Here is a 12,335-nt window from a genome sequence, read left to right on the forward strand (position 1 = left end):
CATGACGGAGCAACTTCATTTTTCTGCGCTCTGGCCGCACTGGCCGGAGCTGCTGGCGGGGCTGTGGGTGACCATTCAGCTGACGGTGCTGGCGACGATAGGTGGCCTGACGATTGGCATCTTCGGCGCCGCCATCCGCAGCGGGCGTCCCACGTGGTTCAGCCGGATTTGGGGCGGGTATGTCGAACTGATTCGCAACACGCCGTTTGTGGTACAGCTGTTTTTTATCGTCTTCGGCTTACCGAACCTGGGGCTGAAGATGACGGCGGGCGAGGCCGCGCTGCTGGCGATGGTGGTCAATCTTGGGGCCTACAGTACCGAGATCGTACGCGCCGGGATTCAGGTGACGCCGAAAGGTCAGTGGGAAGCGGGGCGCGTACTGGGGCTGACCCGGACGCAGACCTTTATTCAGGTCATTCTGCCGCCCGCGCTGCAGCGCATTTATCCGGCGCTGGTGAGCCAGTGCATCATCGTCATGCTCGGTTCGTCGGTGGTGTCGCAGGTCTCTTATGAAGAGCTGACCTTTGCCGCTAACCTGATTCAGTCGCGCACCTTCCTCAGTTTTGAGGTCTATCTGGTGACGACGGGGATTTATTTAGCGCTGTCGATAACGATGCGTCAGCTGCTGATGGCGGCGGGACGTAAATGGCTGGGGGTGCAGGCATGATGACCACCTTTACCGATTGGGACATTGTCCGCAATCTGCTGCTGGCCGGGCGCTGGACGGTGCTGCTGTCGCTGGTGGCGTTTCTCGGCGGCGCGCTGGTCACGCTGCCGCTCCTGCTGCTGCGCATGACCGGCGGGCGTCAGGTAAAACGCCTGATCCGCGGCTATGTCGAACTGTTTCAGGGGACGCCGCTGCTGATGCAGCTGTTTCTCGCCTTTTTCGGCGTGGCGCTGTTCGGCATCGACGTTTCGGCGTGGACCGCGGCGTCGCTGGCGCTGACGCTGTATACCAGCGCCTTTTTGCTCGATATCTGGTTTGGCAGCATCCGCGCCCTGCCAAAAGGGCAGTGGGAAGCCTCGCGCTGTCTGGGGCTGAGCTTTGGCCAGACGCTGTATCGGGTCGTCGCCCCGCAGGCGCTGCGGATCGCCATCGCCCCGACGGTGGGGTTTGCCGTGCAGGTGATCAAGGGTACCGCGCTGGCGTCGATTATCGGCTTCGTCGAGCTGACCAAAGCGGGAACAATGCTGACCAACGTGACGTATCAGCCGTTTAAAGTCTTTGCGCTGGTGGCGCTGGGCTATTTCATTCTGTGTTACCCGCTGTCCCGCTACAGCCGTCATCTGGAGAACAAATTCAATGCCTCTCATCACCATTAATCAGATGCAGAAGTACTACGGCGATAACCACGTGCTCAAGGGCGTCGATCTGGATATCGATATGGGCGAAGTGATCTCGATTATCGGCCGCAGCGGGTCGGGCAAAAGCACGCTGCTGCGCTGTATCAACGGCCTGGAAGGCTATCAGGAAGGCAGCATTAAGCTCGGCGGGATGACCATTACCGACCGCGACTCGCAGGCGCGGGAGATCAGCCGCTCTATCGGCATGGTGTTCCAGAGTTTTAACCTGTTTCCGCATATGACGGCGCTGGAAAACGTGATGCTGGCGCCGCGTCGGGTGCTGAAGAAGAGCGCCGCCGAGTGCCGTGAACTGGCCCAGCGGATGCTGGAAAAGGTCGGATTGGGCGACCGGCTCGATTACTACCCGTCGAGTCTCTCCGGCGGCCAGCAGCAGCGCGTGGCGATTGCCCGCGCGCTGGCGATGTCGCCAAAAGTTTTACTCTGTGACGAGATCACCTCGGCGCTGGATCCGGAGCTGGTTGGCGAAGTGCTTAAGGTGCTGGAGCAGCTGGCGGCGGAGGGCATGACGCTGATTCTCGTGACCCATGAAATGAATTTTGCCCGCGAAGTGGGCGACCGCGTCGTGTTTATGCATCAGGGACGCGTCTGGGAGCAGGGCGACAGCAAAACGCTGTTCGCCAACCCGCAGACCAGCGAACTGAAGCAGTTTATTTCCTCCGTGCGCGGCCTCAATCAATAAGGACTTAAAGATGGATATCACTCAGTTTCCGCAACTCAACCCGCCGTCGCGCCTGCTGATGGGGCCCGGCCCGATTAACGCCGACCCGCGCGTGCTGCGCGCCATGTCGAGCCAGCTGATCGGCCAGTACGACCCGGCGATGACCCACTATATGAACGAAGTGATGGCGCTGTACCGCGGCGTATTTCGTACCGAAAACCGCTGGACGATGCTGGTGGACGGAACCTCAAGGGCCGGGATTGAGGCGATCCTGGTTTCGGCTATTCGGCCGGGGGACAAGGTGCTGGTGCCGGTGTTTGGCCGCTTCGGCCATCTGCTGTGCGAAATCGCCCGCCGCTGCCGGGCGGAAGTGCACACCATTGAAGTACCCTGGGGTGAGGTGTTTACCCCGGACCAGGTGGAGGATGCCATCAAACGTATTCGTCCGCGCCTGCTGCTGACGGTGCAGGGCGACACCTCCACCACGATGCTGCAGCCGCTGGCGGAGCTGGGGGATATCTGCCGCCGCTATGACGTACTGTTTTACACCGACGCCACCGCTTCGCTGGGCGGCAACCCGCTGGAAACCGACGCCTGGGGGCTGGATGCGGTCTCGGCCGGGATGCAGAAGTGCCTCGGCGGCCCGTCCGGCACCTCGCCGATTACCCTCAGCGCGCGCATGGAAGAGGCGATTCGCCGCCGCAAATGCGTGGAAGAGGGGATTCGCACCGATGCCCACCGCGACGGCGACGAGGAGATGATCTACTCCAACTATTTCGATCTCGGCATGGTGATGGACTACTGGGGGCCGGAGCGCCTTAACCATCATACCGAGGCCACCACCGCGCTGTTCGGCGCCCGCGAATGCGCACGGCTGATCCTCCAGGAGGGGCTGGATAACGGCATTGCCCGCCATAAGCTGCACGGCGACGCGCTGGTCAAAGGCATTCAGGCGATGGGGCTGGAGACCTTCGGCGACCTGAAACATAAGATGAACAACGTGCTTGGCGTCGTTATCCCGCAGGGTATCAACGGCGACCAGGCGCGCAAGCTGATGCTGGAAGATTTCGGTATTGAAATCGGTACCTCGTTCGGCCCGCTGCACGGCAAAGTGTGGCGGATCGGCACCATGGGCTACAACGCGCGTAAAGACTGCGTGATGACCACGCTCAGCGCGCTGGAGTCGGTGCTGAACTATCTCAAATTCCCCACCACTCAGGGCGCGGCGATGCAGGCCGCGTGGGATCACTATCGCAGCGAGAGCGCCCAATGAGTCCAGCACAACGCCAGCAGGCGGAAATGCAGCAGGCCGCGGCGCGGGTGATGGCCCGCGCCGATGAGCTGGCCGCGATCAGCGAAACGCCGGATGCCCTGACCCGGGTTTATCTCTCCCCACAGCATCTCGAGGCCAACCAGCGGGCGGCGCGGTGGATGACCCAGGCCGGAATGACCGTCTGGCAGGACAGCGTCGGCAATATTTGCGGCCGCTACGAGGGAGAGCAGGAGGGAGCGCCCGCCATCCTGCTCGGGTCGCACCTTGATACGGTGCGCAACGCCGGGCGCTACGACGGGATGCTCGGCGTACTCACGGCGATCGAAGTGGTGCACGGTCTGCATCAACAGGGGCGGCGGCTGAAACAGGCCATCGAGATTGTCGGCTTTTGCGATGAAGAGGGGACGCGCTTTGGTATTACGCTGCTCGGCAGCCGCGGGATAACCGGTACCTGGCCCGAGAGCTGGCTGGCGCAGACCGATGCCGACGGCGTCAGCGTGGCGCAGGCGATGGTGCTGGCGGGGCTGGATCCGGCGCGCATTCATCTTGCCGCCCGCCGCCCGGAGGAGATTGCCGCCTACCTGGAACTGCATATCGAGCAGGGGCCGTGCCTCGAGCAGGAAGGGCTGGCGCTGGGGGTGGTCGAGGCGATCAACGGCGCGCGTCGCCTGAACTGCCGCTTTACCGGCGAGGCGGGACACGCCGGGACCGTGCCGATGAGTCATCGCAAAGATGCGCTGGTCGCCGCCGCCGAGTGGATGGTGCGGGTAGAGACCCTGACCCGCGAGCAGGGCGGAAACCGGGTCGCCACGGTGGGTACGCTGCGCTGCGCGCCCGGCGCGGTTAACGTGATACCCGGCGACGTTACGCTGACCCTGGATATTCGCGGGCCGCACGACCAGCCGCTGGATGCGCTACTGGATACGCTGCTGAATGAGGCGCAGGCCATTGCTTCTCGTCGCCAGCTGCGGTTCAGCGCCGAAGAGTTTTACCGTATTGCCGCCACCGCCTGCGATAGCGGATTGCAGCAGGTACTGAGCGAGGCGGTGCAGGCGGTGCAGGGGCGTTCGTTGACGCTGCCGAGCGGCGCCGGGCATGATGCCATCGCCATGGCCGAACGCTGGCCGTCAGCGATGCTATTTGTGCGCTGCAAAGGCGGCATCAGTCATCATCCCGCCGAGTCGGTCACCGCCGACGATGTGGCGCTGGCGATAGCGGCCTATTCGCGCGCGGTGTCGGCGTTGGATGCCGGGAAGTAGCGGCTATCGTTTCGCTTCTGGTAAACCGGGCATAGCGCAACCCCCACCACGGTGGGGGCTGTTTTATCTTTTGCCGTTCGGTTTAAGCTGTTCGCCGGGTCTGAGCCTGAACAGCTCGTCATCTCGGGTGGAGTAGCGAACCGTCCCGTCAGCCAGCCGATAAGCACCCTCGGTGAATCCCGCGCCGTTCAGGAACGGCGCCACCGCGTCCGGCGTGTTGCGGAAGGCGGCTTCCAGGGCGAGAAGCGCATAGGGGGCAATACTATCGATACTGGCATATTCGGCCTCAGGATCATCGACAAAAAAGCCGTTGAGGCGCTGCTTGTTGATGATGTTTGCGCCGATGCGATCCGCCAGCGTCAAATAGTCCTGCTGCCCGGTGGCCTGCCACAGGTCGATAAGCGCGAAAATCGCATACGGCTGATGATTCTCCGTTTGGCTATTCAGCCTGCGGTTTGCGCCGCCGGGTTCACCGATATCGCCTAAACCCTGGCCTTTCGCGATGCCGCGGGCGACTTTCCAGATGGCACGATCCGGTTCAAGCGTCCAGGCGCGGGCGTAGGAGAGAAGAAATTCATTTCCCGCCGGATAGGCTTTGAGCACCGTGCCTTTTTTCCCATAATAGCCATCGCGTTTTAACGCATAGCCGGAGAGATCCGTGCCGTTGGCCAGCATCGGGCGGAAGGTATTGTTCTGCTCATCGTAAGCGTAGGTCGCGAAGGCTTTGAGGCCATCAAGGGTCCATTTTTTGAGATCGTCACCGTTTTTGCCGAGCGATTTTGCCAGGGCAAGCTGCATCAGCGCATTTTCTGAGTAGAGCGTGCTGGTCCGGCCCTTCAGCAGCATATTGCCCTCCAGCGCGTCCGGGCCCAGTTCGGGGCCAAACTGACGCTGCGCGCGGTCGCCGTATTTCGAATGCGTGTCGCTGTCATCTGTGGTGTCGGCGCGTTTTAGCGGTTGGGTAAACTGGTAGACGCCCAGCCCGGTCTTCTTATCTCGCGGCAGAACGTACTGTTCGGCCAGACGCTTCGCCCACGTCAGCGCGCCAGCGTCACCATCGTATTGATAGAGCAGCGATGCGGAGTAGATAAGGTCGTTGCCGGCATTGAGAAAGCTCAGGCCCTTGGTGGCGAAAAAGGGCGGCTGTTGGACAAAATCACTTTGCCAGAGAGCGCCCATCGGCTTGCCGTACTCCCCGTGACGGCTGGTTTCCAGCGTTTTCCAGTCGTAAACATGAGCGTTCCAGAAAGCCTTGATAAAGCGCGCGGTGGCCTTGTCATCGACGGCAAACATCATGTCGTAATAGGGATACGCGTTCTTAAGTTCATGGACCATCTCCTTTTCGCTCGGGCCTTGAGGCTGCAGCGTTTTCAAATCAACAAAGCGATGGCCTCCCCACAGCAGTAGCCCGCTGGCGTCCTGATAGTGGTCAAAGTAGTAGCGAATATTCTCCGCGACCCGCTGCTTATACTTTGCTTCGCCGGTCAGGTTGCTTAACCCTACCAGCACCCGCATCAAGTTTTGCTGGGCCGAGAAGTTCGACAGTACGGTCACTTTACCGTCCGGAAAGACCCATTCCATTTGCTTGCCGGTGCGAGGATCCACGCCATTGGCCAGCAGAGGAGAGTGATGGCCGTACCGATCTCCCGCTTTATCCAGCACGACGTCAGCGAACTGCTTTACGCTGCTCAGGCGCGCGTTCTCCTGGGCGCCAGCACTCAGTGAGAAGAGACTCAGAGCGCCCAATGCCAGGGTGATTTTTGCAATCTTCATTATTATCCTCTTAATGAAAATAAGGGTTTAATAAAACCCTTATTTATTATCTGGCTGACAGGAAGTTATCAGAAGGAGTATTTCACACCAACGCGATAACGCGTTTGGCGTTCATCGGTGGTTTTACTGCCGGAAACGTTGCCGATGGCCATATAAGGAGACCAGTTTTTATCAAATTTATAGGTTAGCTTAAAATCATGGGTCCAGTCGTAGCTTTCGTTATCCGCTAAAATAACCCCCGCGGAGTTGGCTTTTTTATAGTCCAGTTCATAATCGAGCTGATAATCTTTAAGGAATTTCCAGGAAAGAACGCTGGTCAGATTATAGCCGTTCTCCGAGGTGTCTTTAGACGTGCCGATATTGCCTGAATTGCGCTTGTAGTAAGGTCGGTAGCGCAATGAGGCGCTGACATCGTCGGTCAGATTCGCTTTACCGCGCAGGTAGGGACGATAGTTGTTTGAGGACGAACTGGTATCCAGAGAGAAGCCGGGCTCAATCTGGAAGGTTTTATTTATTTTATGCACATAGCTCGCCACCACTTCGGTGCCGTTACTCACGGTTTCATCATAGGCTTTATTTTTATCCTGCGAACCTTTCCATTTCCCTTCCAGCGACAGGCCAAAGCCATTGGCAAAACGGTGAGACATCAGCAGTCTGTCTTTATGATTATTGCCGGCTTTGTCATTGGTTTCATGACGATAATCAAATGTCACCGCGTGGGCAGCAATACTGATAAAAGGGATCGTGACTAATAATAAGGAACGAAACATAGGGTGCCTCTACTTTTTTTATTTTCCAAAGGTACAAGAAATTACCTGCCGTAAAGCAGGCAGAACGATACAAATGAAATTATTAGATGGTAGTGTGGTGCCGGGTGCCTCCCGGTGAATCAGGCGCTGACTTCCTGATTCGTCTATAAAAACGAAACGTCGATGAGGGTATTCCTCAATTCAGCATGACCCCGCCGCTTAGGGGGATTCACCACACATTATTCTTTATTCCCTGGCGATGACGAATTTGCGCTGTTTGTGATTTTATTGAAAATAACTTTTACACAAAATGAAATGATGTTTTGAGATCGAGATCTGAATATTAAAAATAGAGGGTAAATATTTTTTATGTCATTCATAAAGATAATCCTAATGATTTATTATTCTTTTAAATCAATGGATTAAGTGGTTTCTTTGGGTTTATTTTGTATTTTTATTTGCGAATATAAGGATTTTTTTTGAATTGTCGGTAATCTTATTCCTATATTTTTAAGCGCTCAATTTGTTAAAACTTAAAAATGCTTCGATGGTTTCAATGGTTAAACCGAAGCCAGTACTGCCAATCCCTTTAAGCTAAACGAAAGCTAAACGAAAGCTAAACGGAAAAGAGGGCGGTATTGATCTGCCAGACTGACGACATAACACTCTCCGAAAAGTATCCATATGGAAGGATAATAAAAGACGGTAACCTCGGGACTTCAAGATGACTATTCATGGAAAGGATCGTGTATTTATTTCTTGCGTTGAGAATATAGTGCAGGAGCTGAGCGATGGCGCGGATGCCGGGTTAAGCAACTGCGTGTATGTCACCTGCGGGATGGATATCCAGGAGATATATGCTTTGTTCTTTCGCCATCCGCCGGAGCACTACGCCATCTTCATCACCTCTGAGCGCCATTTTGAGACCATCAACCGGCTGTTTCCGGGCCTGTTAAAGCTCTGTTTGTCAGAGAGGTTGACGGTCGAAGAGCTGCGTCAGGCGTTAAAAGTGATGGGCCTGTTATCGGCCCAGAACCAGAGCGTTGCTTATCTGCCCGATACGTTTAATTTTACCCATGCCGAGCAACAGATCATGAGGCTCAGTTTACGCGGCCATTCTCTGGATGATATTGCCCGTATCCGCGGGGTCAGCCCGTCCACGGTCAGCGTCCAGCGTACCCGGCTGATGAAGCGCATGGGAACCAAAAGCCTGCAGGAACTCTGCTCCCTCTATGCGGCTATGCGTGCCAGCGCTTTCTGAATAAACGCAGGGCTGGAATCTGGCGAAATTTGAGATATTATTCTGAGCCATTGTACTAGTTTAAAGGTTCAAAGTGATGACGTTTTCCACCCTTGCCGATGTCAGAAGCCAGATCGATTCGATTGATAGCGAACTGGTTAGCCTGATTGCTCAACGTGCTGAGTGCGTTAAAGCCGCTGCCGCATTCAAAACTGACCACTCCGCCGTTCGTGCTCCCGCGCGCGTGCAGCAGGTTATTGATCGGGTTCGCGAAAAGGCGGCTGCCGCAGGGTTACCCGAAGTGATTATTGAGAAAGTGTATCGGTCCATGATAGATGCATTCATTGAATATGAGCTTGAGCAACATAATCAGCTACAGCGGCAAAAAAGTAACGGTGTGTTGGGTGAGTGACCCACACGATATTCTCCTGGCGTGAAGGGTCAGTTAGCCTCATTCTGACCCCCCGACGGGCTGCTAAGCTATTATCCCCACGCTCTGATAGCCAGTGCCGCGATATAGAGCCCGAATCCCCAGGCCAGATGTGTGAGCACGCTTAGCAAGCGAGCCAGCCACGGGCGAGGTGTTTGCGATGCCGCAATGCCGAAGCCCAATGCGGGCTGAAGTACGCGCACGCAGCCGGAGCATAGGCATTGTGAAGAGTTTAAAAGGATTGTGGCGAGAGAGCTGAGGCTGGTCAGCTAATTAAGAACCTTATACTTTGACGAGAGCATAATGATGGAAAAAAATTTTACGCCTGAGCAAATCGAAATCATTAATCGCGTGGTTTTTGCGCGTATCGAGCATATGAAAGAGAAAGTGATTGAAACCATTGAGCAGACAGAGCGCGATGCGCACCAGCAGCTGGTGGATTGCGGGATTGATATGACCGATTTCTGTCCGGCTAATCAGCACTTTCTCATGATGACAATCGTCCAGGCGCTGATAGATCGGGTGCACGGCGGCGACAGGGCGCTTGCCCGGAAGATAATAACCATGGAGGCGAAGAGACTGAACGTCAGCGTTAACGTCGAGGCAGATAGTTCGAGATAACCTTAAGGCTGAGTCTGCGGCGGACCAGTAAGTCCGCGCCCGTCGCCCGGCATCGCACCTTTACAGTTCGCGCAAACGCTCTGCGCTGTTATGCTAAAAACCCGGCAAGCCGCGCTGTAATGAGACCTGACCATGCCCGAACGCGAAAAAAACATCCATATTCAACCCTGTTCTTCTATCTCTCGAACGCATATTCTTCCGGCACTGCTGGCGATTGTCGCCGTATCGAGCCTGTGCGCGTTCGTCTCGCCGCCGCTGGGGCCGTGGCGCGAAATTTTGACCAATCCAGGGATGTATATCGATCTGCTGGCGCTGCTATTTCTGCTGTTTATGCTCTGGAGTTCGACCAAGGTGCGGATGAACCACGTGGCGGTTAACTGGGTACGCTACGGCCTGCTGCTGTGGATTGCCGGGGGCACTTTCGATCTGATGGACGAAATATTCCACCAGCCGCGCTGGATGGGGTACTACTGCGAAGATCTGCTGCGCCTGTCCGGCATGCTGCTGAGCGCGGTCGGGGTCTACAAAATTATTGAGCGCATCAATCTCCTGTACGTCGACGCGCGTTCGCAATCGCTCAAGGATGAGCTGACCCAGCTGCCCAACCGTCGCTTTTTTATCGACACCATCCGCGAGAAGGAGGGGCGCAGGCTGGCGCTGATGATTGTGGATATCGACTACTTCAAGAAAATTAATGACACCTGGGGACATCTGGTGGGGGACGAAGTGCTGTTTGCCCTTGGCAAACAGCTGGCGAAGCTTACCAGCGATAAGGTGTTGCCTTCGAGGATTGGCGGAGAAGAGTTTGCCATTATTGTCGATGGCCTGTCGGCGCAGGAAGTGGATGAACTGGCGCAGTCGATTTTGCAAAACGCCCGCGCGATCCTGATCAACCACGATAACCCGCTGTCGATCAGCATTGGCGTCGGTCTGCGCCATAAAGACGAGCCGCAGAACCTGTTTATTAAAAAGGTCGATGACGCGCTCTATAAGGCGAAAAATAACGGCCGCGGACGGGTTGAATGGGCCGCGTGAACTATCCCTGCTGCGCGCTGCGGCAGTGGCGACGATATTCGGAAGGCGAGCGCTCGGTGTAGCGTTTAAACACCCGGCAGAAATAGTTGCTGTCGACAAAACCGCAGTTGTGGGCGATCTCTTTGACCTTAAGATCGTAGCCGCGCAGCAGCTTTTTCGCCTTTTCCAGGCGGACGCTGGTGAGAAACTCATTAAAACCGACGGAGCCGGATTTCTGGAATATATGCGACAGGTAGTTGGGCGTAATATGAAAACGCTTCGCTACCGACTCGCGGGTCAGCGGCTGGGTGAGATGCTCTTCGAGATAATCCTGTACCGCCAGAAACAGATCGCGGCTGCGGCTGACGCGCATCTCCAGCCCGACCAGCTGCTCAAGGCAGTGGCTCAACAGGGCCGCGACCACCAGCCTGGCGGTTACCGGGTCCGGCTGCAGGCAGATTTCATTGAGCGACAGCAGCAGGTAGGAGCCCACGCGCGGTCCGAGGCGGGCGACGTTCTGCTTTTCCGTGCGCAGCTGCTTGCCGTCCCAGTGCTGAACGCAAAACCCGAGCTTCTGGCGACCAAACAGAATGCTTAACGTCGACGCCGGCGCGGTCCATTCCGGCAGCGTCCATTTACCCGCCTGAACGTAGAGCACCTGCGAGGCGGAGAGCATCGTCTCCGACAGCGGCAGCCCGCTCTCCTTAAGCTCACCCTCAAGCACAATTTCCAGCCGTGGAAAGGGCACCTTAAACGCCAGCGCGGGCTCGGAGATATCCGGGTCGGGGAACCTGACGTGCAGATTATCTTTCTGATTTACTAAACGATTTAAAATATCCGCCAGATCGTCAATCATTCCGTATGCCTTAGAAGAGAGCAATTATCCTGTTGATTATAATCTATTTTATCTGCACAGGTTTGTTCTGTATCAGGCGACTTCGCTAATGCCTGCCCTGCAGGAAGGGGGAAAAAGCTGGATTTTGATGGCCATCACACTTTTCCCTGCCGCGTACGCTCGTCCAGTTTTTCGTAGTTTTGCCCTCATGTATTCCCGCCCGCCGCCGATTAGAGTTTGTTTTGTGTTATCGATAAGTTAAGGAATATAAATATGGAACAACAATCTGCGGTTTATCTGGATGCGCTGGGGGCGAACGTTGCGCTGAGCCCGGCAATGAAACAGGAGCTGGATACCCTGGGCTACACCGTCGTGCATAACGTGGTGGACGCGGAGTGGCTGGCGGCGATGCGCGCGCTTATCGACGCCATCGTCGAGAGAGAGGGCGATAATCTGGCGATCGAGCACCACCAGGAAGCGACGGCAACCCGCATCGCCAACCTGATTAACAAAGGCGCGATTTGGGAAAAGGTCTGGTCCCATCCGCTGATTCTCTCCGCCTGTCGGCATGTTTTTCAGGGGGATTTTAAAGTCTCCAGCCTGAACGCGCGGGAAGCGTTGTTCAACGGCGGCCATCAGCCGCTGCATGCGGACTGGAAAAAGCCGCGTCACGATTTTCCGAAAGTGCATCTGGTGAATACCATCTGGGCTATCGATGATCTGAGCGCTGAAAACGGCGCGCCGCGCATTATTCCCGGCACCCATTTGCGTCCGGAGCTGCCGGAAGCGGTGCTGGATGACCCGGAGCTGGCGCATCCTGATGAGGTGGTGTTCGCCGCGCCGGCGGGCAGCGTGATGATTTATAACGCCCACGCCTGGCACGGCGGGACGCGCAACCGCGTCGGCAGCAGAAGGCGCGTGCTGCACGGTTTATATATCGACAGGGCGGATACCGCGCAGCAGGATCAGCAGCGCTGGCTGACGCCGGAAACCGCCAGCCGCCTGACGCCCGCGCAGAAATGGCTGCTGGGCGTGGCGTAAAAATCGCATGGAATTGTAGCCCCGGTAAGCGCAGCGCGACCGGGGGAAGTCTGAGCGGGCGCGGTGCTATTTCCCCG

At 56.7% G+C, this 12,335-nt stretch carries 13 protein-coding genes and 1 pseudogene; 10 read left to right on the forward strand and 4 right to left on the reverse strand.

Annotated elements, in window-relative coordinates; genetic code table 11:
- Position 1: 1 nt before the first annotated feature.
- The 5 genes from F8562_RS26415 to hpxK are packed head-to-tail and all read left to right on the forward strand — an operon-like array spanning position 2 to position 4,555.
- Positions 2 to 667, forward strand: coding sequence for an amino acid ABC transporter permease (locus tag F8562_RS26415; RefSeq protein WP_014228770.1), 666 nt, complete (start codon positions 2 to 4; stop codon positions 665 to 667).
- Positions 667 to 1,323 (forward strand): amino acid ABC transporter permease, encoded by a 657-nt coding sequence (locus tag F8562_RS26420; protein ID WP_014228771.1) that lies wholly within the window; start codon positions 667 to 669, stop codon positions 1,321 to 1,323. The genes F8562_RS26415 and F8562_RS26420 overlap by 1 nt, the downstream gene beginning before the upstream one ends.
- Positions 1,304 to 2,044 carry an amino acid ABC transporter ATP-binding protein gene (locus F8562_RS26425; RefSeq protein WP_014228772.1) on the forward strand — a complete coding sequence of 247 codons (741 nt, stop codon included), beginning with the start codon at positions 1,304 to 1,306 and terminating at the stop codon, positions 2,042 to 2,044. Before F8562_RS26420 ends, F8562_RS26425 begins: the two co-directional genes overlap by 20 nt.
- A gap of 10 nt (positions 2,045 to 2,054) precedes the next feature.
- On the forward strand, positions 2,055 to 3,296 hold the full coding sequence (locus F8562_RS26430; RefSeq protein ID WP_014228773.1) for a pyridoxal-phosphate-dependent aminotransferase family protein: 1,242 nt from the start codon (positions 2,055 to 2,057) through the stop codon (positions 3,294 to 3,296).
- The gene (gene hpxK / locus F8562_RS26435; RefSeq protein WP_038423237.1) at positions 3,293 to 4,555 is read left to right on the forward strand and encodes an allantoate amidohydrolase; all 1,263 of its coding nucleotides are present in this window, start codon (positions 3,293 to 3,295) and stop codon (positions 4,553 to 4,555) included. The genes F8562_RS26430 and hpxK overlap by 4 nt, the downstream gene beginning before the upstream one ends.
- A gap of 63 nt (positions 4,556 to 4,618) precedes the next feature.
- Here hpxK and F8562_RS26440 read toward each other — a convergent pair whose 3' ends face one another.
- On the reverse strand, positions 4,619 to 6,328 hold the full coding sequence (locus F8562_RS26440) for a pectate lyase (RefSeq protein ID WP_014838046.1): 1,710 nt from the start codon (positions 6,326 to 6,328) through the stop codon (positions 4,619 to 4,621).
- A 68-nt stretch (positions 6,329 to 6,396) separates the two neighbouring features.
- Positions 6,397 to 7,098, reverse strand: coding sequence for an oligogalacturonate-specific porin KdgM family protein (locus tag F8562_RS26445; RefSeq protein ID WP_014228776.1), 702 nt, complete (start codon positions 7,096 to 7,098; stop codon positions 6,397 to 6,399).
- Between the two features lie 703 nt (positions 7,099 to 7,801).
- Between F8562_RS26445 and F8562_RS26450 the strand changes: the two genes are divergently transcribed.
- Positions 7,802 to 8,338, forward strand: coding sequence for a helix-turn-helix transcriptional regulator (locus F8562_RS26450; RefSeq protein WP_042934054.1), 537 nt, complete (start codon positions 7,802 to 7,804; stop codon positions 8,336 to 8,338).
- 76 nt (positions 8,339 to 8,414) lie between these two features.
- Positions 8,415 to 8,729: a chorismate mutase gene (locus F8562_RS26455; protein ID WP_014228778.1), complete on the forward strand. Its 315-nt coding sequence runs from the start codon at positions 8,415 to 8,417 to the stop codon at positions 8,727 to 8,729.
- Between the two features lie 71 nt (positions 8,730 to 8,800).
- Here the strand turns inward: F8562_RS26455 and F8562_RS26460 are convergent.
- Positions 8,801 to 8,944, reverse strand: a pseudogene (locus F8562_RS26460) (DUF2938 family protein); the annotation flags it as partial.
- A 109-nt stretch (positions 8,945 to 9,053) separates the two neighbouring features.
- Here F8562_RS26460 and F8562_RS26465 point away from each other — a divergent pair.
- Complete coding sequence (locus tag F8562_RS26465) at positions 9,054 to 9,368, forward strand: hypothetical protein (RefSeq protein WP_042934321.1); 315 nt, start codon at positions 9,054 to 9,056, stop codon at positions 9,366 to 9,368.
- 132 nt (positions 9,369 to 9,500) lie between these two features.
- Positions 9,501 to 10,403: a GGDEF domain-containing protein gene (locus tag F8562_RS26470; RefSeq protein WP_014228780.1), complete on the forward strand. Its 903-nt coding sequence runs from the start codon at positions 9,501 to 9,503 to the stop codon at positions 10,401 to 10,403.
- A gap of 1 nt (position 10,404) precedes the next feature.
- On the opposite strand, the gene F8562_RS26475 is transcribed toward F8562_RS26470, so the two are convergent.
- Positions 10,405 to 11,238: a helix-turn-helix transcriptional regulator gene (locus tag F8562_RS26475; RefSeq protein ID WP_014228781.1), complete on the reverse strand. Its 834-nt coding sequence runs from the start codon at positions 11,236 to 11,238 to the stop codon at positions 10,405 to 10,407.
- A 252-nt stretch (positions 11,239 to 11,490) separates the two neighbouring features.
- On the opposite strand from F8562_RS26475, the gene F8562_RS26480 reads away from it, so the two are divergent.
- Complete coding sequence (locus F8562_RS26480) at positions 11,491 to 12,258, forward strand: phytanoyl-CoA dioxygenase family protein (RefSeq protein ID WP_004849740.1); 768 nt, start codon at positions 11,491 to 11,493, stop codon at positions 12,256 to 12,258.
- The last annotated feature ends 77 nt before the right edge of the window (positions 12,259 to 12,335 follow it).

The organism is Klebsiella sp. RCJ4, assembly GCF_009025755.1.
GTDB classification, from domain to species: domain Bacteria; phylum Pseudomonadota; class Gammaproteobacteria; order Enterobacterales; family Enterobacteriaceae; genus Klebsiella; species Klebsiella michiganensis.

Excerpts from the sequence above, each read along its gene's own strand:
- F8562_RS26420 (WP_014228771.1), top strand. The coding sequence starts at position 667 with ATGACCACCTTTACCGATTGGGACATTGTCCGCAATCTGCTGCTGGCC.
- F8562_RS26480 (WP_004849740.1), top strand. The coding sequence starts at position 11,491 with ATGGAACAACAATCTGCGGTTTATCTGGATGCGCTGGGGGCGAACGTT.
- F8562_RS26445 (WP_014228776.1), bottom strand. The coding sequence starts at position 7,098 with ATGTTTCGTTCCTTATTATTAGTCACGATCCCTTTTATCAGTATTGCT.
- F8562_RS26430 (WP_014228773.1), top strand. The coding sequence starts at position 2,055 with ATGGATATCACTCAGTTTCCGCAACTCAACCCGCCGTCGCGCCTGCTG.
- F8562_RS26450 (WP_042934054.1), top strand. The coding sequence starts at position 7,802 with ATGACTATTCATGGAAAGGATCGTGTATTTATTTCTTGCGTTGAGAAT.
- F8562_RS26475 (WP_014228781.1), bottom strand. The coding sequence starts at position 11,238 with ATGATTGACGATCTGGCGGATATTTTAAATCGTTTAGTAAATCAGAAA.
- F8562_RS26440 (WP_014838046.1), bottom strand. The coding sequence starts at position 6,328 with ATGAAGATTGCAAAAATCACCCTGGCATTGGGCGCTCTGAGTCTCTTC.
- F8562_RS26425 (WP_014228772.1), top strand. The coding sequence starts at position 1,304 with ATGCCTCTCATCACCATTAATCAGATGCAGAAGTACTACGGCGATAAC.
- F8562_RS26470 (WP_014228780.1), top strand. The coding sequence starts at position 9,501 with ATGCCCGAACGCGAAAAAAACATCCATATTCAACCCTGTTCTTCTATC.
- F8562_RS26455 (WP_014228778.1), top strand. The coding sequence starts at position 8,415 with ATGACGTTTTCCACCCTTGCCGATGTCAGAAGCCAGATCGATTCGATT.
- hpxK (WP_038423237.1), top strand. The coding sequence starts at position 3,293 with ATGAGTCCAGCACAACGCCAGCAGGCGGAAATGCAGCAGGCCGCGGCG.
- F8562_RS26465 (WP_042934321.1), top strand. The coding sequence starts at position 9,054 with ATGGAAAAAAATTTTACGCCTGAGCAAATCGAAATCATTAATCGCGTG.
- F8562_RS26415 (WP_014228770.1), top strand. The coding sequence starts at position 2 with ATGACGGAGCAACTTCATTTTTCTGCGCTCTGGCCGCACTGGCCGGAG.